Origin of the sequence: Nonomuraea sp. N2-4H (assembly GCF_045291505.1) — a bacterium.
In the GTDB taxonomy this organism is placed as follows: domain Bacteria; phylum Actinomycetota; class Actinomycetes; order Streptosporangiales; family Streptosporangiaceae; genus Nonomuraea; species Nonomuraea fastidiosa.
Map to the genome: position 1 here is coordinate 858,983 of NZ_CP147987.1, position 21,890 is coordinate 880,872.

Below are 21,890 nucleotides of genomic sequence, written 5' to 3' on the forward strand. Positions count from 1 at the left end.
GCAGATGGCTCTGGCAACCATCTTTGAGAAGATCGTCGGCCCTGAGGCGAACATCGCGTTCACGGCGTACGACGGCAGCAAGGCGGGGCCCGACGGCGCCGACCTGGCCATCGAGGTCAAGTCGCCGATCGCGGTGGCGCACCTGGCGCACGCGCCGGGCGAGCTGGGCCTGGCGAGGGCGTACATCTCGGGGCACATCGATGTCCAGGGCGACATGTACACGCTGCTGGACCGGATGTGGAACATCACCACCAACGACCTGACGACCGCCGAGAAGATCGCCGCCGTCCGCTCGCTGGGCATCAAGCCGCTGCTCATGCGGGTGCCGCCGCCTCCGCAGGAGATGCGGCAGAGCGCGCTGGCCAGGCTCGGCTCCCGGCACGCCAAGCAGCGTGACGCGGAGGTCATCCACCATCACTACGACGTCTCCAACCGCTTCTACGAGTGGGTGCTCGGCCCGTCGATGGCCTACACCTGCGCCTGCTTCCCCAGCGAGGACGCCACGCTGGAGGAGGCCCAGTTCGCCAAGTTCGACCTGGTGGCGCGCAAGCTCGGGCTCAAGCCGGGCATGCGCCTGCTCGACGTCGGCTGCGGCTGGGGCGGCATGGTCATCCACGCCGCCAAGCACTACGGCGTCAAGGCGCTCGGCGTCACGCTGAGCCGCCAGCAGGCCGAGTGGGCGCAGAAGGCGATCGCCGACGCGGGGCTGCAGGACCTCGCCGAGGTCCGCCACATGGACTACCGCGACGTCACGGAGACGGGCTTCGACGCGGTCAGCTCGATCGGCCTGACCGAGCACATCGGCAAGGCCAACGTGCCGCGCTACTTCGAGTTCCTGTACGGCAAGCTCAAGCCCGGCGGCCGCCTGCTCAACCACTGCATCACCCGGCCCACCGGCAAGGAGAAGACGTTCAACAAGGGCGGCTTCATCAACCGTTACGTCTTCCCCGACGGCGAGCTGGAGTCGGTCGGCTGGCTGATCCGGCAGATGGAGGACCTCGGCTTCGAGATCCGCCACCAGGAGAACCTCCGCGAGCACTACGCCAAGACGCTGCGCCACTGGTGCGACAACCTCGACGCCAACTGGGACGACGCGGTCGAGGAGGTCGGCATGGGCACCGCCCGCGTGTGGGCGCTCTACATGGCCGGCTGCATCGTGGGCTTCGAGCGCAACAAGGTGCAGCTGCACCAGGTGCTCGGGGTCAAGCTCGACGAGAAGGGCCGCTCCGGCGTGCCGCTGCGCCCCGCCCGCGACTGGCCCTGATCCTGATGTGAACCGGCATGGCGCCGGGCGTGCCGGCCGCGCGCCCGGCGCTGATCCGGTTCATGGCACGGAACACAGCACGGCTCCCGGACCACATGGCCCGGGAGCCGCGGTGACACCCCCGTGACGTCAGGAGACGGCGGCCTGCTCGCCCGTCGTCGCCGTGCAGCGGTGCCGGTCTTTGGCATGGCGCTCTTTCGCGTGCCGCCCCCGGCTCGGAGGGAGCTCCTTCTGGGCGTCCTCCAGCGTCTCCTGTGGCTGCTCCTTCGGATTGTGGGGCTTAGCGTGCCTGCCCACGTGCTGTCTCCTTCGTTGTCCCCCAACTGCTTAAAGTGACCGTATGGCTACCCTCAGCGCCGGGGCAAGGGGGTTATCCGGTAAAGGAGAAGTCGTTACCGACAAGCGACCAAGCCATCCGCGCGTCCGCGCTGATCAGGTAGAACAGGCGGTTCCGTTCAGGGTGAAAGCGGCCGGTTCGCCGGTGTCGCCGTTGTGCGTGCCCTGGAAGCCGAACGACGCCGAGCCGCCCGGCGCTATCGAACCGTTATAGGAGACGTTGCGCGCCGTCACCTGGCCGCTGTCCGGCGTGATCGTGGCGTTCCACACCGACGTGATCGTCTGGCCCGCGGGCAGCGTGAAGCCCAGCGTCCAGGACGACAGCGGCGACTGACTGGTGTTCGTCACCTTCACCTCGGCGGTGAAGCCGGTGTTCCAGGTGTTCATCGTGTACGTGACCTGGCAGTCGCCCGGCGGCTCAGGCGTGATCGTCGGGTTGGGGCCGGGGTCGTCGTCGGCGAGGCCGAAGAAGTCGATGACCATGGCCGCCATCCCGCTCTGCGGCAGGCTGTGGCCGACGCCCTGCAGGCTGATCGCCTCGACCGGGGCCGTCGTGCCGGTGCCGCCGTAGCGCGTCCTGGTCCAGCCGGAACGCGGCTGGTCGGTGAGGCTGGGCGTCTGGCTCAGGCCGTGGACGTTGGTCCACTGCTTGATCTGCTCCTGGAAGTTGGGGTAGCGCAACGTGGCGTCCTCGGTGCCGTGCCAGATCTGCATGCGCGGGCGGGGGCCGCTGTAGCCGGGGTAGGCCGCGCGTACGAGGTCGCCCCACTCCTGCGGGGTCTTGCTGATCTGGCCATTGGCGCAGGCGCTGTTCCAGCTCGACCCGTCGGTGGTGGCGAAACAGCCGAACGGCACGCCGCTGAACGCCGCCCCCGCCGCGAACACGTCGGGGTAGGCGCCCAGCAGGACGTTCGTCATCATGGCGCCGGAGGAGGCGCCGGTGACGAACGTGCGCGCCGGGTCGGTGTTGTAGCGCTGCTGGACGTACCTGACCATGGAGACGATCCCGACCGGGTCGCTGCCGCCGTCGTGCCGCAGCGCCTGCGGCGATGAGACGTCGAAGCAGGAGCCGCTCCGCGTCGCGGACGGATAGATGACGATGAACTTGTGCTGGTCGGCGAGCCGGGCGAACTCCGTGCCCGAGTAGAAGGCGGGGCCCGACCCGGTGCAGTAGTGCACGGCCACCAGCAGCGCGGGACGGTCGGGGACGCCGTCGGGGACGTACAGGTGCATGCGAAGGTTGGTGGGGTTCGTCCCGAACCCGGTCACCTCGGTGAGCTGCGCCGAGGAGGCCGGGGGTGCGGTGATGAGGCCGGTGACCACGAGCGCCGCGAGGGCGATCAAGGCGCCGGCCAGTCGAGCTCTCAGCTTCATCGAGATCCTCTCGCAACTGCGGCCGAAATATTGCGAGTGTGAGCAGAAAATTTCGGTCTCGCAATGGGCCTCGCGCGGGCCGCCAGGCTCAGAGGCCGTGAGCTGCCGCGAGAGCGTCTCGGAAGCGAGAACTCTATGAAACTTTCGGCCGTCAGGCGTCGCCGGCCAGCTCCTCCAGCGTGTCCTTGAGCCCCTGCCAGGCCACCGCGGCGTCGGGGGTGCGGGCGTGCGGACTCCGGAACCACCGGACGAAGTCGGCCACGTCGTCCAGCGCCCAGCGCAGCCGGTAGAGCGTCATCAGCCGCTCGTCGGGGGTGCGCCCGGTGGCCTCGGCGTAACGCGCGCGGTCCTCGGCGGTCTCGGCGACCAGCCACAGGTCCCGCTCAGCAGCGGCCACGCCCACCGTGTCCCAGTCGACCAGCAGCAGCCGGCCGCGCGAGCGCAGCAGGTTGCCGGGATGGGGCTCGCCGTGCGTCACCACCGGCTCGCCCGGCTTCTCCGCCAGCAGGTCGAACTCCTCAAGCGCCCGCCGCAGCGTCCCCGCGTGGCTCGTGACCAGCTCCCTGGCCGGCTCGGAGTAGGGGCCGCCGAGCCAGGGCAGGTCGCCGTCCTCCTCCGCGGCCAGCCGCTCCAGCAGGGCGCGGCCCGACGGCTGCACCGGGGCGAGCGGGGCGGACAGCGGCGGCGGGGTGGCGTGCAGCGCGGCGAGCAGGTCGATGACGGCCGCGCGCTCGGCGTCGTCCTGCTCGTCGCCGAACTCTCCCGAGCGTCCCTCCACGTACGGGTACACGCTCATCGCGTAGCGGCGGCTGTCGAGCCTGCGCAGGGTGGCGCCCTCGTCGTCGCGCAGCGGTGACACCACGAAGTCGAGGCCGGCCTGCTCGCGCAGCTCCGCCGCCGTGTCCAGGGCGAGCCGCACCTCGTCGTACGCCCGCCGGCGCACGTCGACCACGGTCACGAACCAGCGCCCGCCCCGGCCGTCCGCCACCCAGTGGTAGTCGCCGAACCCGACAGGTGCGTATTCGAGCGTCGCCGCATCGACGCCCCACGCCTTCAGCGCGGGCCGCAACATCGCCTCATCGAAGTCCTGTGGCCGATCCCGCATGCCCAGCAAGCTACCGGGACCGGCCCCGCGCCTTCATCCCGATTGATCGGATCGCTCAATCAGCTCGGTGGCGGCGAGCACGTCGGTGACGGCGTGGTCGGCCTCGTCCGGGCGGGGCACGAGCCCGTGGTCGATCCGTTCGTCACGATCCCGAGCGTCCATCCGGCGGCGCGTAACCGGGCGAGCCCGTCCAGCACCTCCGCAGGGCACGTCACCAGCCACGGCACCGCCTCCGCGCCCAGGCGCCGCTGGGCGGCGAACTCCGCGGCCCAGCGCTCGAACGCGGCGTGCCGGTCGATCAGCGTGTTGTCCAGGTCGAAGAGGGCGAGGGGCATGCCCGCGCGCTACCAACCGCGATCAAGAACCCGGTCGTGAGCAGGGCGCCGCCCGCACGACCGGGGCGGCGCCCGTCGAGCGCCCTTACGGCCTCAGCCCGCCGAGCGCAGCTCGCGCTTGAGGATCTTGCCGGTGGCCGTCATCGGCAGCGAGTCGCGGAACTCGATGATGCGCGGGTACTTGTAGGCCGCCATGTTCTCCTTGCACCAGGCGATCAGCTCGTCCTCGGTGATCGTCGCGCCGGGGTTGCGGATGACGTACGCCTTGATCTCCTCGCCGTGCGACTCGTGGGGGACGCCGACGACGGCGGCCAGCGAGACGTCGGGGTGCGTGACCAGCACCTCCTCCAGCTCGCGCGGGTAGACGTTGAAGCCGCCCCGGATGATCATGTCCTTGGCGCGATCGACGATGGAGTAGTAGCCGTCGGCGTCGCGGGTCGCGATGTCGCCGGTGCGGAACCAGCCGTCCCGCATGACCTCGGCCGTCGCCTCGGGCCTGCCGTAGTAGCCCTTCATGATGTTGTGGCCGCGGATGGCGATCTCGCCGGGGCCCTCGCCCTCGATCGTCTTCCAGTCGCCGTCCACCAGCTTCATCTCCACGCCCCAGATGGGGGTGCCGATGGTGCCGGGCTTGGCGGGCCTGCCGGGCTGGTTGAAGCTGGCGACGGGCGACGTCTCGGAGAGCCCGTACCCCTCCAGGATGCCGATGCCGAAGGTGCGCTCGAAGTCGTTGAGCACCTCGACGGGGGAGGCCGCGCCGCCCGCGACGGCGACCCGCAGCGAGCGCGGCACCTCCATGCCCTCGGAGTGGATCTTCGTCAGCATGCCCCAGTACATCGTGGGCACGCCGGCGAAGAACGTCACCTTCTCCTTCAGCATCGTCGCCAGCGCCTCCGCGGGGTCGAAGCGCGGCATCAGCACGACGGTCGCGCCGCGCAGGAAGCCGGTGTTCATCACCACGGTCTGGCCGAAGGAGTGGAAGAGCGGCAGCACCGCGAGGTAGACGTCGCCGCCTTCCTCGGCGGGGAACATCTTGTCGCTGACCATGGCGTTCATCACCATGTTCTGGTGGCTCAGCTCCGCGCCCTTGGGCCGGCCGGTGGTGCCGGAGGTGTAGAGGATCACCGCCGTGTCGTCGGGGGCGGTCTGCACGGTCTCGAACTCGGATGGCAGCCCGTCGATCGCCGCCCAGATCGACTCGCCGTACTCGGACTCGGTGGCGAGCGGGGTCGCGGGCAGCACGAAGAAGTGCTCACAGCGCTCGGCCGCCTCGAAGCCCGCCTTGCCGCGCTCGCCGAGCGGGAGCTCGGGGGTGCCTTCGAAGCAGAACAGCGCCTTGGCGTCGCTGTCGTCGAGGTGGTAGGCGATCTCGCGCGACTGCAGCAGCACATTGAGCGGTACGACCGTGGCGCCGGCCTTGAGGATGCCGAAGTAGACGAACGGGAAGTACGGCAGGTTCGGGCAGGCGAGGGCGACCTTGTCGCCCTTGGTGATACCGCGCGCCACCAGCAGGTTCGCGACCTGGTTGGCCACTGTGTCGATCATGGAGTACGGCAGCCGCATGTCGCCGAAGACGATCGCGGTGCCGTCGGGGGTGTTCCTGGCGCTGTCCTCCAGGACGATCGACAGGTTGAGCATGACGCCTCCCTATAGAACGGCTTCGCGGTCATCTTGTCAGGACCCCCATACCGACCGGTAGGTAGCGCGGGTCACAAGTGGATATGGACGCGTTCCCCGGCCGTGGAGTAAGCAAGGGGCAGGTGATCGAGCCCCGTGGAGGAGACCAATGGAGTACGACTACGTCATCGTCGGGGCCGGCTCTGCGGGGTGCGTCCTGGCCAACCGGCTCTCCGCGGATCCGGGGCTGTCGGTGGCGCTGATCGAGGCCGGCGGCAAGGACGACAAGCTGGAGATCCGCATGCCGGCGGCGTTCTTCAAGCTCTTCAAGACCGAGTACGACTGGAACTACTCCACGGTCAAGCAGGGCGAGCTGTCCGGCCGCGAGCTCTACTGGCCGAGGGGCCGGGTGCTGGGCGGATCGTCCTCGCTGAACGCCCAGATGTGGGTGCGCGGCTGCCAGCAGGACTACGACCAGTGGGGCATCCCGGGCTGGGCCTACGACGACGTGCTGCCGTACTTCCACAAGGCCGAGCACCGCGTCGGCAGCAACCGCGGCGGCGTCTACGGCACCTCCGGCCCGCTCTACATCTCCGAGCTGCGCAGCCCCAACGAGACCACGGCCGCCTTCCTGCGGGCCTGCGAGGAGCTGGGCATGATCCGGCTGCCCGAGCTGAACGGCCGCTCCAACGAGGGCTACAGCCCCACCCCGGTCACCCAGCTCAGGGGCCGGCGGTGGAGCTCGGCCGACGCCTACCTGCGCTCGGCGGGCAACCGGCCCAACCTGCACGTCATCACCGGCGCCACCGTGTCGCGGGTGACGTTCGACGGCAGGCGGGCGACCGGCGTCGAGCTCAGCGGCGGCCGCCAGGTCAAGGCCAGGCTGGAGGTGGTGCTGGCGGCCGGGGCCATCGGCTCGCCGTACCTGCTGATGCGTTCGGGCGTCGGCGCGGCCGGCGAGCTGCGCGACGCCGGGGTGCCGGTCGTGCACGACCTGCCCGAGGTCGGCAAGAACCTCCAGGACCACCTGGTGACCGGCGTGTACGTCGAGTGCCGCAAGCCGGTGACGCTGACCAAGGCGGAGTCGCTGCCCAACCTGCTGCGCTACCTCGTGCTGCGCTCCGGCATGCTGACCACGAACGTGGGCGAGGCGGTGGCGTTCATCAGGACCTCGCAGGACGAGCCCGCGCCGGACATCGAGCTGGTGTTCGCGCCGGTGCCGTTCAAGGACCACGGGCTCACCCCGCCGACCGGCCACGGCCTGACCGTCGGCGTGGTGCTGCTGCAGCCGGAGAGCCGCGGCAGGGTCGGGCTGAACGGCCGCGACGTCGTCATAGACCCCGCCTACCTGACGGCCGAGGCCGACCTCCGGCGGCTGGTCGCGGGGTTGAAGCGGGCCAAGCAGGTGGTCGCGACGGAGGCGATGAAGCCGTACGCGGGCGGGCCGATGGAGCCGTACTGGGGGCCGGAGACGGACGAGGAGCTGGCCCGGTGGGTACGCGAGCGCGCCGAGACCCTCTACCACCCGGTCGGGACGTGCAGGATGGGCGACGACGACGGCTCGGTGGTGGACCCGGCGCTGCGCGTGCGTGGCGTGGAGGGGCTGCGGGTGGCCGACGTGTCGATCATGCCGACGCTCAACCGCGGCCACACCCACGCCCCCGCCATCATGATCGGCGAGAAGGCGGCGGACCTGATCAGAGGCCACAAGGCTTGAGCCGTTCACCCGGCTGCCGCGCATCAGCCCGGCTCCGCCGGCGTTCTGACGCCGCGGTTTACCGGCGGGCATCCTCGCTGGTCAGGTGGCGAGAAGCCCGGGCCGGGCGACAGGGCGCGTGCTAGGTTTCGCTCTCATGGAGATCAGGACGATCCACGCCAACGGTGTGGAGTTCGCGTATCTGACACTGGGGGAGGGGCCGCTGGCGCTGTGCCTGCACGGCTTCCCCGACACCGCGCACACCTGGCGGCACCTGATGCCCGCGCTGGCCGAGCGCGGCTATCGCGCGGTCGCGCCCTTCATGCGCGGCTACGCGCCCACGGAGGTCCCCGCCGACGCCGCGTACGAGACCGCCGCGCTGGTGGCCGACGTACGCGCCCTGCGCGAGGAGCTCGGCGGCGGCGAGGACGCCGTCATCATCGGCCACGACTGGGGCGCCTTCCCCGTCTACGCCACCGCCGGCCGCTTCCGCCGCGCCGTCGCGCTCGCCGTGCCGCCGCCCGGCGCGATGGGCGCCGCCTTCCTCGACTACGAGCAGCTCAAGCGCTCGTTCTACATCTACCTCTTCCAGACCCCGCTGGCCGAGCAGGCCGCCGCCGTCCCCGGCTTCTTCGAGAACCTGTGGCGCGACTGGTCGCCCGGCTACGACGCGAGCGAGGACCTCGCCTTCGTCCGGCGCAGCATCGGCGAGCCCGCCAACCTGTCCGCCGCCATCGGCTACTACCGCGCCATGCTCGGCACCACGCCGCCGTCCGGCCGCTACCCGGACGTCGAGCCTGCGGTCACCGGCCCCGTCCTCTACCTGCACGGCGCACAGGACGGCTGCCTGGCCGCCGGCCTGGCCAAGGACGCCGTCAACCACCTGCCCGATGGCTCGCGGGCCGAGCAGGTCGACGGCGCCGGGCACTTCCTCCACCTCGAACGTCCCGCCGAGGTCAACCGCCTCATCCTCGACTGGCTCGGCCCCGCCTCCTGACGCCTCTCCGCCGCCGCTCGCCGCGGCCGGCCAGGTCCTGCCGCCGCGCACGTACACCGTACGTAAGAAGCATTGACGTAAGTGGATGCTTTTCCCATGATTGCCACATGAGCGTCCTGGACTTCGATCTGTCGGACCGCGACTTCTGGGCCCGGCCCATGAGCGAACGGGAGGAGGCGTTCGCGCGGCTGCGCAGCCTGGACGGCCCCGCCTTCTTCGAGGAGATGGAGATCTCCTACGCGCCCAAGGGTCCCGGCTACTACGCCCTGGTCAAGCACGCCGACATCCTGGAGGCCAGCCGCAACCCCGAGATCTTCTGCTCGGGCGACGGAGGCGCGACGAACATCCCCGACATGCCGGCGGAGTTCGCCGAGTACTTCGGCTCGATGATCAACATGGACGATCCCCGCCACGCGCGGCTGCGCAGGATCGTCTCGCGCGCCTTCACACCGAAGATGATCAAGCAGTTCGAGGCCGACGTGGAGGCCGCCGCCGCGGGCATCGTGGACGACCTGCTGGCCAAGGGTCCGGGCTGCGACTTCGTGACCGAGGTGGCCGCCCGCCTGCCGCTGAAGATCATCTGCGACATGATGGGCATCCCCGAGCGGGACTACCAGTACGTCTTCGACCGCTCCAACGTCATCCTCGGCGGTTTCGACCCCGAGTACACCGGCGGCGACCTCGACCAGATCGCCGAGCGCCTGCTCACCGCCGGCATGGAGCTGCAGCAGCTCGTCCAGGACCTCGCCGCGCACCGCGCCGAGCATCCCACCGGCGATCTCACCTCGTCACTGGTGAACGCCAATATCGACGGCGAGCGGCTGACCATGCAGGAGCTGGGCTCGTTCTTCATCCTGCTGGTCGTCGCGGGCAACGAGACCACCCGCAACGCCATCTCCCACGGCCTGCACATGCTGACCGAGAACCCCGACCAGCGCGCGCTGTGGCTGGAGGACATCGACGGCCGCGCGCCCGGCGCGGTCGAGGAGATCGTCAGGCTCGCCTCCCCGGTGAACTTCATGCGCCGCAAGCTCACCAGGGACTACGAGATGAACGGCCACCTCTACCGCAAGGGACTGAAGGTCGTGCTGTTCTACTGGTCCGCCAACCGCGACGAGTCGGTCTTCCCCGACCCGCTGCGCTTCGACATCACCCGCAACCCCAACCCGCACGTCGGCTTCGGCGGGCCGGGGCCGCACTTCTGCCTGGGCGCTCACCTGGCCAGGCGCGAGATCACGGTGATGTTCCGCGAGCTGCTGCGCAGGGTGCCGCGGATCGAGGGCGGCGAGCCCGACCGCCTGCACTCCAGCTTCATCAACGGGATCAAGCACATGGAGTGCAGGTTCTAGCCGGCGCGGGTGCTAGCCGGCGTCGGTGAGCCTGATCTGGTTCATCACCGTACGGATGTCGGGCAGCAGCGACTTCTTGTCGGCCGGGATCGACATGAACACGATGGCCGGCTTGGCGGCTCCGGTGTTCACGGCGATCGTCGCGATCGTCGCCTTCTCGGTGTCGGAGGTCAGCGAGTACGCGATCAGCCGCCCGGTCTGGTCGCCCACCTTGATCGGCTGCTGGGCGATCTTGCGGACCTTGTTGCCGGTGGGGAAGAACCGCTTGCGCGCGTCCAGCACCACCTGCTTGATCACCGGCTCCAGGTTGTCCTGCTCGTAGTAGGAGGCCATCCGCTCCTGGAGCGGGCCCGCCATGATCACGGCGTAGCGCTGCGGCGCGACCTGCACGTACTGGCGGTGGGTGAAGTTGTAGGTGCCGTTGATGGTGGCGGCGGGGCGCTGGTCGAGCTGCCATTCACCGCCCAGGCGCGGCACCGAGATGCCGGCCGAGGCGACCGCGAGCCTGCCGGTGACGGGGCTGGCCTTGCCGGGGTACCTCGGCAGCGGGCCGATGGACGTGGCGGTCTTGGTGGCGGTCGGCTTCTTCGACGCGGTGGCCTCCGTCGCCGCCGTCTCGCCTGCGCTCGCCGCGTCGTCGGAGGCGAGCGGGCCCCACAGGAACGCCCACAGCAGCGCCGCGACCAGCGCCACCACGACCGAGCCGCCGAGCGCGTAGACCCAGACCGGCTTGCCGGAGTCCTCGTCGAGGTCGTCCTGCTCGCCCATGGCCTGGTAGTTGTCGCCGAACACCGTGTTCCAGAGCTCCTGCTGGCGCTCCGGCGGCGGCGTGCGCGAGCCGCTGATCTGGCCGGCGGTGACGAACCTGTGCTCAGGGTCTGACGGGTCGCGGCTCAGGTTGGAGCCGGGGCGGGCGGACTGGTCTTCGGCGGCGGGCGAGCCGGTGTGTGTCGAATCCATGGAGGTGGAGGGGACCGCGCGTTCGTTGAGGAGGTTCTCGGTGTGCTGGGCGTAGGTGACCGTACGCTCGTCGGCCGGATGTGACCGGTGCTGCTGGGACTGCGGCTGGTCGTGGGACTGCCGGGGAGGCGGCAGGTCCTGTCGCGGGGTGTTGCTCTTGTCGTACATCACCGTGCGTTCCGCCGGTGGCGGGTCGGCCGGCTTGTCGGCGGGCGGCCACGGGGCGGGGCTGGACAGGTTGGACCACGCGTCGTGCGACGGCGCGGGCGGCTGCGCCCAGGCGGGCACGGGGTCGGCGGGCTGCCCCGGTGGCGGGGTGCCCTTCGAGGAGACCTCGGGCCAGCCGCCGGGCCCCGCGGGGCTCTGCGGCGGCGGCACGGGCTCGGGCCACGACGTCTGCGTGTCCTGCGGGTTCGCCTCGGGCCATGAGGTGATGGGGCCGCTCTGCGGGGACGACTCCGGCCATCCGCCGCCGCGCGGCTGCTCGGGCCACGACGGCGGCTCGGGGGCGCGGCCGCCGCCCTCGTGCCGGCCGCCGTCATGCCGTCCGCCGTCGTGCGGGCCGCTGCTGGGACGGCCGTCCTCGAAACGGCGCTCTATGAGCCCGCCGTCGTGCCGGCCCGGCTGGGGCGGGCGGATTCGGGGCGGACGGGCTCGATGAGGTCGGGCCGCGTGTTGTCGGGGCTCGTGGACGCGGGCTCGTAACCGCCGGCGTCCCTGCGCGCGCCCCGGGGGCGCGGCGCGGCGGGCGGCTCGGGCCACGAGGGGTCCTTGCGCGGCGGCTCTGGCCAGGACGGCTCCGGCGTCCGCCGCGGCGGCTCAGGCCAGGAGGTGGGCGCCTCGGCCGCGGGCGGCTCGGGCCAGGCGGGCGCGGGAGGCGTCTCGCGCCTGGGCGGCTCGGGCCAGGACGAGGGCATATGAGGTCCGGAGTTCTCCGTTGCCATTGCCGCCGGTCCTCCCGAGTTCGTGTCCGGATGTCCCGTTATATCCGGATTTGACGTGTCACGCATGATCCCATGGGATTTTCCAGGAGACCCCGGTGGTTCCGCAGCGAAACGAGCGAAGCCATGCGGATCGGTAGGCGGATCCTGCAGGGGCAGGTCGTTCTCCGGTCTATCTCGCTCAGCTGGGTACACCACGGCGACAAGGCTATTCTTACGGGACGAATGAGGTCACAACGGATACATCACCATCAGGTCTCGCCGGACCTGAAGGATCCATTGTGCCCGCAGAGCCCTGCCGAGTGCCTGCAATCAGCCGAAGACGTGCGCTAGGCTTGACACATGCGTTCCGCGACCCTGCTTCTTAGCGGGCCGCGACGGCCCTGAAGTTCTCGCCGTCGCGGCTCCACCCCTCGTTGTGTGCACGAGGGGTTTTCTTATGGGTCCGAATCAAGTCCAGAAGGGCAGTAGCCGTGAGTGAGTATGACCCGCAGGCGCTGCAGGCCAAGTGGCAGCAGCGATGGGAGGAACAAGAACCCTACCGTGCCAGCGAAGACCCCGCGGACCCCCGCGAGCGCCGCTACATGCTGGACATGTTCCCCTACCCCTCGGGTGACCTCCACATGGGCCACGGCGAGGTGTTCGCCATCGGCGATGTCGTAGCCCGCTATTGGATGCAGAAGGGCTACAACGTCCTGCACCCGATCGGCTGGGACTCCTTCGGCCTGCCCGCCGAGAACGCCGCGATCAAGCGCAACGCGCACCCCGCCGAGTGGACCTACGCCAACATCGAGACGCAGGCCAACTCGTTCCGCCGCTACGCCGTCTCCTTCGACTGGTCGCGCCGCCTGCACACCAGCGACCCCGACTACTACCGCTGGAACCAGTGGCTGTTCATCCGCTTCTTCGAGCGCGGGCTGGCCTACCGCAAGGGCGGCCTGGTCAACTGGTGCCCCAACGACCAGACGGTGCTGGCCAACGAGCAGGTCGTGGGCGGCAAGTGCGAGCGCTGCGGCGCCGACGTCATCAGGCGCGAGCTGACGCAGTGGTACTTCAAGATCACTGACTACGCGCAGCGCCTGCTGGACGACATGGACCAGCTGACCGGCTGGCCCGAGCGGCTGCTGACCATGCAGCGCAACTGGATCGGCCGCTCCGAGGGCGCCGACGTGCAGTTCGAGATCGAGGGCCGCGACGAGCCCGTCACGGTCTACACCACGCGCCCCGACACCCTGTACGGCGCCACGTTCTTCGTGGTCGCCGCCGACGCGGCGCTGGCCGACGAGATCGTCACCGACGAGCAGCGCCCGGCGTTCGAGGCCTACCGCGCCGAGGTGGCCAAGCTGAGCGACATCGAGCGCCTGTCCACCGAGAAGGAGAAGACCGGCGTCTTCCTGGGCCGGTACGCGATCAACCCGGTCAACGGCGAGCGCATCCCGGTCTGGGCGGCCGACTACGTGCTGTCCGACTACGGCCACGGCGCCATCATGGCGGTGCCCGCCCACGACCAGCGCGACCTGGACTTCGCCCGCAAGTTCGACCTGCCGGTGAAGGTCGTCGTCCACACCGGCCTGGCCGACCCCGGCGAGACCGGCGTGGCCACGCCGGGCGAGGGCACCCTGGTCAACTCCGGCCCGCTGGACGGCCTGTCGAAATCCGAGGCCATCCGGAAGATCATCGAGATCCTGGAGGCCGAGGGCAAGGGCCGCGGCGCGGTCAACTACCGGCTGCGCGACTGGCTGCTGTCGCGCCAGCGGTTCTGGGGCACGCCGATCCCGATCATCCACTGCCCCGACTGCGGCGAGGTGCCCGTCCCCGACGAGCAGCTGCCGGTCACGCTGCCCGACATGCGCGGCGAGGCGCTGGCGCCCAAGGGCGTCTCCCCGCTGGCCAGCGCCACCGAGTGGGTCAACGTCGAGTGCCCCAAGTGCTCGGGTCCCGCCAAGCGCGACACCGACACGATGGACACCTTCGTCGACTCGTCGTGGTACTTCCTGCGCTACTGCTCGCCGGGCTACACCGAAGGCCCGTTCGACCCCGAGCAGGTGCGCAAGTGGGGGCCGATCGACCAGTACGTCGGCGGCATCGAGCACGCGGTGCTGCACCTGCTGTACTCCCGCTTCTTCACCAAGGTCCTGTACGACATGGGCATGGTCGACTTCACCGAGCCGTTCATGCGCATGCTGAACCAAGGGCAGGTGATCAACGGCGGCAAGGCCATGTCGAAGTCGCTGGGCAACGGCGTGGACCTGGGCCAGCAGATCGACGAGTTCGGCGTCGACGCGGTACGCCTGACGATGATCTTCGCCGGTCCGCCGGAGGACGACATCGACTGGGCCGACGTCTCACCGGCGGCCTCGCAGAAGTTCCTGGCCAGGGCGCTGCGCGTGATGTCCGACGTCACCAGCGAGCCGGGTGTCGCGTTCGACGGCGGTGACGCCGAGCTGCGCAAGGTGACCCACCGCACGATCGACGAGGTCACCAAGCTGATCGAGGCTCAGCGCTTCAACGTCGCCGTGGCGCGCATGATGGAGCTGACCTCGGCCACCCGCAAGGCCATCGACTCCGGCCCCGGCCCCGCCGACCCGGCGGTGCGCGAGGCCGCCGAGACGCTGGCGATCATGCTGTCGCTGGTCACCCCCTACACCGCCGAGGAGGGCTGGGAGCGGCTGGGCCGCACCGGTTTCGTGGCGTTCGCCGGGTGGCCGGAGGCCGACCCCGCGCTGCTGGTGCAGGAGTCGGTCACCTGCGTGGTGCAGGTGGCGGGCAAGGTACGCGACCGGCTGGAGGTCTCGCCCGACATCACCGAGGCCGAGCTGCGCGAGCTGGCCCTGGCCTCGGAGAAGGTCGCCGGTTACCTGAACGGCGCGCCGCGCAAGGTGATCGTCCGGGCGCCCAAGCTGGTCAACATCGTCCCGTAGGTCACACCTCGCGCAGGGCCGGCAGCAGCTCCTTCTCGGCCCAGTCGAAGAAGTGCTGCTGCCGGTCGTGCCCGATCTGCACGAGCGCCACGTGGGTGAACCCGGCGTCGGCGAACTTCCTGATGCCCCGCACGACGGCCTCGACGTCGTCGCCGCACGGCACGCTCTCGGTCACGTCCTCGGGGCGGACCGTTTTCGTCGCGGCGGCGAAGTTCACCGGGCCGGGCAGCTCGGCCATGACCTTCCAGCCGCCGACGCTCGACCAGCGCCACAGCTCGTGCGCGCGCTGGATCGCGGCGTCGCGGTCGGTGTCGTAGGAGATGGCGAGCTGGCCGTAGACCGGCTTGCCCTCCCCGCCCGCGGCCTTGAACTGCCGCACCACCTCGGTCATCGGCTCGTTGATGACCAGCACGTCGCCATACTGGGCGGCCAGCTCGGCCGACTGGCCGCCTGATGCGGCGATGCCGATGGGGACGGGCTCGTCCGGCAGGTCGTACAGCTTGGCGGAGTCCACGTCGTAGAACTCGCCCTGGTGGGTGACGTACTCGCCGCTGAACAGCTTCTTGATGATCAGCACGGCCTCGGCGAACATGCGGTGCCGGGTGTCCACCGGCGGCCAGCCCTCGCCGATCACATGCTCGTTGAGGTTCTCGCCCGCGCCGAGCCCGAGGGTGAAGCGCCCCTTGCTCAGCACGCCCATCGTGGCGGCCTTCTGCGCCACCACCGCCGGGTGGTAGCGCATGATCGGGCAGGTCACGTACGTCATGAGCGGCAGCCGCTCGGTCACCTGGGCGGCCGCGCCGAGCACCGACCAGCAGTAGGGCGAATGCCCCATCTCCTCAAGCCAGGGGAAATAGTGGTCGGAGATGACGGCGAAGTCGAAGCCGATCCGCTCGGCCGCCGCGGCGTAGCCGACCAGCTCGTGGGCCGGCGTCTGCTCGGACATCAAGGTGTAGCCGATCTGTACCATGCGTCCCGGCTACCCCGCTTTGCTCACATTAGCGGCGGCGAAGCGGAGATCAATGATGGTCGCGCTCGCACAGTTCCTCGATCACCAGGCTCAGCCCGATGCCCAGCAGCCACACGTCCTTGACCACGCCGATGCCCTCATGGCTCGGGCGCAGGCTGCCCTCCTTGCGCATGCCGGGCGTGCGCAGGTAGAGGCCGACCAGCCCTGCCGCGAAGCCGGTGAGCGCCGCACCGGCCAGCAGCGACGGCACGAACGGCGCGAGCAGCGCCGCCCCGAGCGCGATCTCGCCGCGCGCCAGCAGCCGGACGAACTTCGCCGGCTCCATCTTCCCCAGGAACGGGTACGTCGTGGCCGCCATGCCGTGCAGACCCGCCGCGGCACCCTCGTCGGCCCCGAGCATGTCGATCCCCGAGTTCAGGATGACGGCCCCGGCGGCCAGGCGGGTGGGCATGTGGTGGGCGCGGGTGAAGATCCTCATCGGTGCCTCACAAGGTCGGGAAAAATGGGCAGGCGTCCCCTTCCCTTGGGGGCTGCGTACATCCCGACCTTGGGATTTCCCTGGGTGTGACGTGCCCTCGGGTGGAAGAATTCTTGGGCTTCGCTTGGCGTCGGCGATTAATGTGCAGGGGTGACAAATGGCGCATACCTGAGATACCCGCACCTGCACGGTGACCTGGTCACCTTCGTCGCCGACGACGACGTCTGGCTGGCCCCGCTGGAGGGAGGGAGAGCCTGGCGCTTCACGGCCGACCGCGTGCCGGTCTCCAATCCGCGATTCTCCACCGACGGCAGCCGCATCGCGTGGACCAGCACCAAGGAGGGCGCCGCCGAGGTGTTCGCCGCCGAGCTCGACGGGCCGGAGGGCGAGCGGCTCACCTACTGGGGCGGGGCGGCCGCCACTGTGGTGCGCGGCTGGACCCCCGGTGGTGACGTGCTGGCGGTCAGCGCGGCCGGGGAAAGCTCGTTCTCGCGGCGCTGGGCGTACGCGGTGCCGCTTGACGGCGGGCCGGCCACGCGGTTGCCGTACGGGTGGGTCAGCGACGCCGCCGTGGACGGAACGCGGGTCGCCACCGTGTCGTCGCTGTGGCGCGAGCCCTCCCATTGGAAGCGCTACCGGGGCGGCACCGCCGGCAAGATCTGGGTGGACGCCGAGGGCAGCGGCGAGTTCGTCCGGCTGTTCGCCGACAGCACCGCCCAGTACTGGTCGGTGAGCTGGGTCGGCGACCGGCTGGTCTTCCTGGCCGACATCGACGGCGTCGGCAACGTCTACTCGTCCCTGCCCGACGGCTCCGACCTGCGCAAGCACACCTCACACGAAGAGTTCTACGCCCGCCACGCCACCAGCGACGGGCAGCGGGTGATCTACTCGCACGCCGGTGACCTGTGGCTGCTGGAGAGCCTGGACGCCGAGCCGTACAAGCTGGACGTGCGGCTCGGCGGTCCCCGGCCCGGGCGCGCCAAGCGGCCCGCGCCGCTGCGGGTGGGCTCGTACGCGCCGGACGCCACCGGCCGGGCCAGCGCCGTCGAGATCCGCGGCACGGCCCACTGGGTGACCCACCGCGACGGCCCCGCGGGCGTGCTGCGCGCCGAGCCCGGCGTCCGCGTACGGCTGCCGCGCGTGCTCGACGCCGACGGCAAGGCCGTGTGGATCTCCGACGCCACCGGCGAGGACGCCCTGGAGATCGGCACCCCCGGCGGCGAGATCAGCACGCTGGCCGCGGGGCAGCTCGGCCGCGTGCTGGAGCTGGCCGCCGCACCCGACGGCAAGCACGTCGCCGTCGCCAGTCACGACGGGCGGCTGCTCGTCGTGGACGTGGAGAGCGGGAACATCAGGGAGCTGGACCGCACCGACCAGGGCGACATCTCCGGCCTGACGTTCTCGCCCGACTCCGGCTGGCTGGCCTGGGAGTTCCCGCACGAGGAGCTGTTGACGCAGATCAAGCTGGGCCGCGTGGACGGCAGCTCGGTCATCGAGGCCACCCCCGCCAGGTTCAGCGACTACAGCCCCGTCTTCACCAAGGACGGCAAGCACCTCGCGTTCCTGTCCGCGCGCACGTTCGACCCCGTCTACGACACGCACGTGTTCGACGTGTCCTTCCCGTACGGGGTCCGGCCGTACATCCTGCCGCTGCAGGCCACCACGCCCTCGCCGTTCGACCCCTCGCTCCAGGGGCGCGGCTTCAACGGCGAGGACGACAAGCCCGCCAAGGGCGACGACAAGCAGAGCGACGACGCGCCGCCGCGCACCGAGGTGGACGCCGAGGGGATCTTCGACCGCGTGGTTCCCGTGCCGGTGCAGGCCGCCCGCTACGGCAACCTGCGCGCCGCCAAGGACGCGCTGCTCTGGCTGCGCTACCCGGTCGCCTGGCCTCGGCGACGGCAGCGAGCAGAACCACGAGATCGTGCTCGAACGCTACGACCTCAAGAAGCGCTCCAAGTCGGAGCTGACCAGGGAGGTGCGCTCGTTCGAGGTCAGCGGCGACGGCTCCCGGCTCGTCACCAACGGCAAGAACGGCCTGCAGACCAGGGCCGCGAGCGAGGGCGACGAGGCCGTCACCATCGACCTCGACCGGATCAACGTGCAGATCGACCCGGTGGCCGAGTGGCGCCAGGGCTTCCGCGAGGCCGGCCGCCTCATGCGCGACCACTTCTGGCGCGCCGACATGGGCGGCATCGACTGGCAGGGCGTGCTCGACCGCTACGAGCCGCTCGTCGAGCGCATCGGCGCGCACTCCGAGCTGATCGACCTGCTCTGGGAGACGCAGGGCGAGCTGGGCACCTCCCACGCCTACGCCATCGGCTCGGGCGGCGGCTCCGACCCGCGCCGCCGCCAGGGCCTGCTCGGCGCCGACCTGACCAGGGACGAGGACGGCGTCTGGCGCGTCACCCGCATCCTGCCCGGCGAGACGTCCGACCACGCCGCGCGCTCGCCGCTGCTCGCCCCCGGCGTCGCGGTCCGTCCCGGCGACGCGATCGTCGCCGTCGGCGGACGCCCGGTCGATCCGGTACGCGGGCCGCTCGCGCTGCTGGCCGGCACCGCGAACCAGCCCGTCGAGCTGACCGTGCGGCCCGCATCAGGCGGGGACGTGCGCCGGGTCGTGGTCACCCCGATCGACGACGAGACCCCGCTGCGCTACCACGACTGGGTGGCCGGTCGCCGCGCGTACGTCAAGGAGGCGTCCGGCGGGCGGCTCGGCTACCTGCACATCCCCGACATGCAGGCGCCCGGGTGGGCGCAGTTCCACCGCGACCTGCACACCGAGATCGCCTGCGACGGGCTGATCGTGGACGCGCGGGAGAACGGCGGAGGCCACCTGTCCGAGCTGGTCCTGGAGAAGCTGTCGCGCAAGGTCACCGGATGGGCGCTGGTCCGCGGCTACCGGCCCATGCGCTATCCCGAGGACTCGCCGCGCGGGCCCGTCGTGGCCATCGCCGACGAGTTCGCCGGGTCCGACGGCGACATCTTCAGCGCGGGCATCAAGAACCGGGGGATCGGGCCGCTCGTCGGCGTGCGGACGTGGGGCGGCGTGATCGGCATCGACTCCCGCTACTCGCTCGTGGACGGCACCGTGGTGACCCAGCCGCGGTACTCGTTCTGGCTGGAGGGACCCGGCTGGGGGGTGGAGAACCACGGCGTCGATCCCGATGTCGAAGTGGTGATCACGCCGCAGGACCGGGTCGCCGGGCGTGACCCGCAGCTCGACAAGGCGATCGAGCTGGCGCTGGCGGCGCTGGAGGAGAACCCGCCCGCCACGCCGCCCGAGCTGCCGCCGCTGCCCGCCTCCTGACCCGCCTTCCGGCCGGGCCATCGGTCGCCCGCCACCTGGCCGCCGCGCATCCGGTACGGCCTACCCGCCTCTTCCCGGCGGGCCGCCCCTTCGGGCCTGCGCCGTCATGGCCCGGCCGCCTTCATGGCCGGGCGCTGTGGCGGGCGGCCCGGCCGGTGGGTCAGCGCACGGTGGCCAGGCGGGTGAGGATCTCGTCGAGTATGGCCTCGGTGGTCGCGAAGTTGAGCCGTACGCAGTGCTCGCCGCCGGGACCGAAGCCGGCGCCGTCGTTCAGCTTGACCTTGGCCTCGCGCTCGATCACCTCCGCCATGCCCGGCCGCCCCACCTCCAGCCAGGCCAGGTACGTCGCATCAGGCATCCGGTAGCGGAACGTGCCGGGCAGCCGTTCGGCGATCGTGCGGCGGTTGCGGTCGAGCAGGGCCAGGGTCTGGGCCAGCCAGGCGTCCCCGTGCCGCCAGGCCGCGACCGTGGCCTCGACGCCGAACACGCTGGGGGAGCCGTACACGAAGGGCGGCTGTGCCTCAAGGGCGGCGCGGACGCCCGCGTGCCCGAGGTGGGCGACCGAGCAGCGGATGCCGCCCAGGTTGAACGCCTTCGTCGCCGAGGTGAGGGTGACCGTGCGTTCCGGGAGGACGGTGGCGAACGGGATGTGCCGGTGCGGCTCGTACACGAGGTCGGAGTGAATCTCGTCCGCGATGACCAGCAGGTCGTGGCGTTCTGCGCACTCGGCCAGCGTCTCAAGCTCGGCGCGGGTGAAGGCGCGGCCGGTCGGGTTCTGCGGGTTGACCAGTAACAGCACCCGGCAGCCCGACAGGTCGGGCACCTCGAAGCGCCAGGCGTCACCGTCAGGTTCGAGGCGGATGGGGTGGAGGGGACGGTCCATGACCTGCAACGTGGTCAGGAACGGGTGGTAGGCGGGGGTGTGCACGGCCACCCCGTCGCCGGGCCGCGTCCAGATCTGGAGCAGCACCTGCAGCGCCTGGTTGAGATCGTTGAACGAGCGGACGAGCGAGGGGTCGGCGTCCCAGCCGTACCGGGCGGACATGCGCTCGGCGAACGCCTCGGCCAGCGGGCCCGCGGTCGGGTCGAGCAGCCAGGCGGGGTAGCCGAGGTCGCCGGCCGCACGCTTGGCGAGGACCTCCTGGACGGCGGGGGCCGTGGGCAGGTCCATGTCGGCGACCCAGGCGGGAATGACGCCCGGTTCCACCGCCGCCCACTTCAGCCCATCATGCACTGATTTAAGGTCTATTGGGGGATATGCGTCCTCCACGCGGCCATTCTAGGATCTTTCAATGTGATGAGGCGGTGGCGCGGCTTATGGCAGGCTGGGCGGCCATGACTCCCCACCCGAAGATCGGCGCCATCGTCGAGACGTACCTTTCCGTGGCCGACGCGGAGGCCCCCGGGCTGGTGGAAGGGCTCTACCTCGAAGGCTCGGCGGCGCTCGGCGACTACCAGCCCGAGACCAGCGACGTCGACTTCGTGGCCGTCACCACCGAGCCGCCCGCGCCCGGCGTGCTCGAACGCATCCACACCCGCCTCGGCGCCCACCCGTTCCAAGGCATCTACCTCACCTGGGACGACCTCGGCCACGACCCCGCCGAGCTGGGCGAGCGCCCGCAGGCCGAGGGCAGCAGGCTCAACCGGCGCGGCGAGCCGAACCCGGTCACCTGGCACACCCTCGCCCGCCACGGGCTGACCTGCCGGGGGCCGAAGCCCGAGGAGCTGGAGATCTGGAACGATCCCGCCGTGCTGGCCGCGTGGATCGACGGCAACCTCGACCGTTACTGGCGGCGGCTCGTCACCCGCGCCTCCCACCTCGTCTCGCCGTGGGGGCTGACCTGCCTCGGCGGGTACGGCACGGTCTGGGTGGTCACCGGCGTCTCCCGCCTGCACTACACGCTGGCCACCGGGGAGATCGCGTCCAAGACGGCCGCCGCGCTGCACGCGCTGGAGACGTTCCCCGAGCGGTGGCACCGGGTGGTGAACGAGGCGCTGCGGCTGCGCCGCGACGACTCCGCGCAGCCGTCGCTGGCCGGGCTGGTCTCGGGGCTGGCCGAGCACTTCGGGACGCCGCGCCGCTCGCTGTACGGCTCGCCGTTCGAGCGGCGGCGGGACGTACTGGAGTTCGCCGATCAGGTGATCACGGCGGGGCACCGGCTGTACCAGGCGCGGGGGGATTGACCGGGCCTCGGGCTCGGGGTACGAATGCGATCCCGACGACGCGGAACCCGGTG

21 protein-coding genes are annotated in these 21,890 nt (G+C 70.7%); 7 read left to right on the forward strand and 14 right to left on the reverse strand.

What is annotated here, in order from left to right:
* Positions 1-4: 4 nt before the first annotated feature.
* Positions 5-1,264 carry a cyclopropane-fatty-acyl-phospholipid synthase family protein gene (locus WBK31_RS03985; protein WP_364067043.1) on the forward strand — a complete coding sequence of 420 codons (1,260 nt, stop codon included), beginning with the start codon at positions 5-7 and terminating at the stop codon, positions 1,262-1,264.
* Between the two features lie 129 nt (positions 1,265-1,393).
* Here WBK31_RS03985 and WBK31_RS03990 read toward each other — a convergent pair whose 3' ends face one another.
* From WBK31_RS03990 to WBK31_RS04010, 5 genes are all read right to left on the reverse strand, one after another.
* Positions 1,394-1,561: a hypothetical protein gene (locus tag WBK31_RS03990; RefSeq protein ID WP_364067042.1), complete on the reverse strand. Its 168-nt coding sequence runs from the start codon at positions 1,559-1,561 to the stop codon at positions 1,394-1,396.
* A 135-nt stretch (positions 1,562-1,696) separates the two neighbouring features.
* Complete coding sequence (locus tag WBK31_RS03995; RefSeq protein ID WP_378784658.1) at positions 1,697-2,974, reverse strand: PHB depolymerase family esterase; 1,278 nt, start codon at positions 2,972-2,974, stop codon at positions 1,697-1,699.
* Positions 2,975-3,125: 151 nt separating this feature from the next.
* Positions 3,126-4,079 (reverse strand): phosphotransferase, encoded by a 954-nt coding sequence (locus tag WBK31_RS04000; protein WP_364067040.1) that lies wholly within the window; start codon positions 4,077-4,079, stop codon positions 3,126-3,128.
* A 59-nt stretch (positions 4,080-4,138) separates the two neighbouring features.
* Positions 4,139-4,414, reverse strand: coding sequence for a hypothetical protein (locus WBK31_RS04005; RefSeq protein WP_364067039.1), 276 nt, complete (start codon positions 4,412-4,414; stop codon positions 4,139-4,141).
* A gap of 93 nt (positions 4,415-4,507) precedes the next feature.
* Complete coding sequence (locus WBK31_RS04010; protein WP_364067037.1) at positions 4,508-6,052, reverse strand: long-chain fatty acid--CoA ligase; 1,545 nt, start codon at positions 6,050-6,052, stop codon at positions 4,508-4,510.
* 148 nt (positions 6,053-6,200) lie between these two features.
* On the opposite strand from WBK31_RS04010, the gene WBK31_RS04015 reads away from it, so the two are divergent.
* From WBK31_RS04015 to WBK31_RS04025, 3 genes are all read left to right on the forward strand, one after another.
* Positions 6,201-7,748, forward strand: a complete 1,548-nt coding sequence (locus tag WBK31_RS04015; protein ID WP_406674340.1) for a GMC family oxidoreductase — start codon at positions 6,201-6,203, stop codon at positions 7,746-7,748.
* A gap of 136 nt (positions 7,749-7,884) precedes the next feature.
* Positions 7,885-8,724, forward strand: a complete 840-nt coding sequence (locus WBK31_RS04020) for an alpha/beta hydrolase (protein WP_364067035.1) — start codon at positions 7,885-7,887, stop codon at positions 8,722-8,724.
* A 107-nt stretch (positions 8,725-8,831) separates the two neighbouring features.
* Positions 8,832-10,073 (forward strand): cytochrome P450, encoded by a 1,242-nt coding sequence (locus tag WBK31_RS04025; RefSeq protein WP_364067034.1) that lies wholly within the window; start codon positions 8,832-8,834, stop codon positions 10,071-10,073.
* Between the two features lie 12 nt (positions 10,074-10,085).
* On the opposite strand, the gene WBK31_RS04030 is transcribed toward WBK31_RS04025, so the two are convergent.
* A complete protein-coding gene (locus tag WBK31_RS04030; protein WP_378784654.1) occupies positions 10,086-11,411 on the reverse strand; it encodes a hypothetical protein in 1,326 nt (441 codons plus the stop codon).
* A 218-nt stretch (positions 11,412-11,629) separates the two neighbouring features.
* Positions 11,630-11,977 (reverse strand): hypothetical protein, encoded by a 348-nt coding sequence (locus tag WBK31_RS04035; RefSeq protein ID WP_378784653.1) that lies wholly within the window; start codon positions 11,975-11,977, stop codon positions 11,630-11,632.
* A gap of 446 nt (positions 11,978-12,423) precedes the next feature.
* On the opposite strand from WBK31_RS04035, the gene leuS reads away from it, so the two are divergent.
* On the forward strand, positions 12,424-14,895 hold the full coding sequence (gene leuS, locus WBK31_RS04040; protein WP_364067202.1) for a leucine--tRNA ligase: 2,472 nt from the start codon (positions 12,424-12,426) through the stop codon (positions 14,893-14,895).
* Between the two features lies 1 nt (position 14,896).
* On the opposite strand, the gene WBK31_RS04045 is transcribed toward leuS, so the two are convergent.
* The 6 genes from WBK31_RS04045 to WBK31_RS04070 form a co-directional block, all read right to left on the reverse strand.
* The gene (locus WBK31_RS04045) at positions 14,897-15,865 is read right to left on the reverse strand and encodes a TIGR03557 family F420-dependent LLM class oxidoreductase (protein ID WP_378784651.1); all 969 of its coding nucleotides are present in this window, start codon (positions 15,863-15,865) and stop codon (positions 14,897-14,899) included.
* 49 nt (positions 15,866-15,914) lie between these two features.
* The gene (locus WBK31_RS04050; RefSeq protein WP_364067030.1) at positions 15,915-16,343 is read right to left on the reverse strand and encodes a hypothetical protein; all 429 of its coding nucleotides are present in this window, start codon (positions 16,341-16,343) and stop codon (positions 15,915-15,917) included.
* A gap of 398 nt (positions 16,344-16,741) precedes the next feature.
* Positions 16,742-16,936 carry a hypothetical protein gene (locus WBK31_RS04055; RefSeq protein ID WP_406674341.1) on the reverse strand — a complete coding sequence of 65 codons (195 nt, stop codon included), beginning with the start codon at positions 16,934-16,936 and terminating at the stop codon, positions 16,742-16,744.
* 39 nt (positions 16,937-16,975) lie between these two features.
* Positions 16,976-17,128 carry a hypothetical protein gene (locus WBK31_RS04060; RefSeq protein ID WP_406674342.1) on the reverse strand — a complete coding sequence of 51 codons (153 nt, stop codon included), beginning with the start codon at positions 17,126-17,128 and terminating at the stop codon, positions 16,976-16,978.
* Between the two features lie 46 nt (positions 17,129-17,174).
* Positions 17,175-17,654, reverse strand: a complete 480-nt coding sequence (locus WBK31_RS04065; protein ID WP_406674343.1) for a hypothetical protein — start codon at positions 17,652-17,654, stop codon at positions 17,175-17,177.
* Positions 17,651-17,836 (reverse strand): hypothetical protein, encoded by a 186-nt coding sequence (locus tag WBK31_RS04070; RefSeq protein ID WP_406674344.1) that lies wholly within the window; start codon positions 17,834-17,836, stop codon positions 17,651-17,653. Before WBK31_RS04070 ends, WBK31_RS04065 begins: the two co-directional genes overlap by 4 nt.
* Before the next feature lie 431 nt (positions 17,837-18,267).
* Here WBK31_RS04070 and WBK31_RS04075 point away from each other — a divergent pair, with 431 nt between their 5' ends.
* Positions 18,268-19,653: a PDZ domain-containing protein gene (locus WBK31_RS04075; protein ID WP_406674345.1), complete on the forward strand. Its 1,386-nt coding sequence runs from the start codon at positions 18,268-18,270 to the stop codon at positions 19,651-19,653.
* A gap of 160 nt (positions 19,654-19,813) precedes the next feature.
* Here the strand turns inward: WBK31_RS04075 and WBK31_RS04080 are convergent, their stop codons facing one another.
* Complete coding sequence (locus WBK31_RS04080) at positions 19,814-20,887, reverse strand: MalY/PatB family protein (protein ID WP_406674346.1); 1,074 nt, start codon at positions 20,885-20,887, stop codon at positions 19,814-19,816.
* 101 nt (positions 20,888-20,988) lie between these two features.
* On the opposite strand from WBK31_RS04080, the gene WBK31_RS04085 reads away from it, so the two are divergent.
* Positions 20,989-21,837, forward strand: a complete 849-nt coding sequence (locus tag WBK31_RS04085) for an aminoglycoside adenylyltransferase domain-containing protein (RefSeq protein ID WP_364067026.1) — start codon at positions 20,989-20,991, stop codon at positions 21,835-21,837.
* The last annotated feature ends 53 nt before the right edge of the window (positions 21,838-21,890 follow it).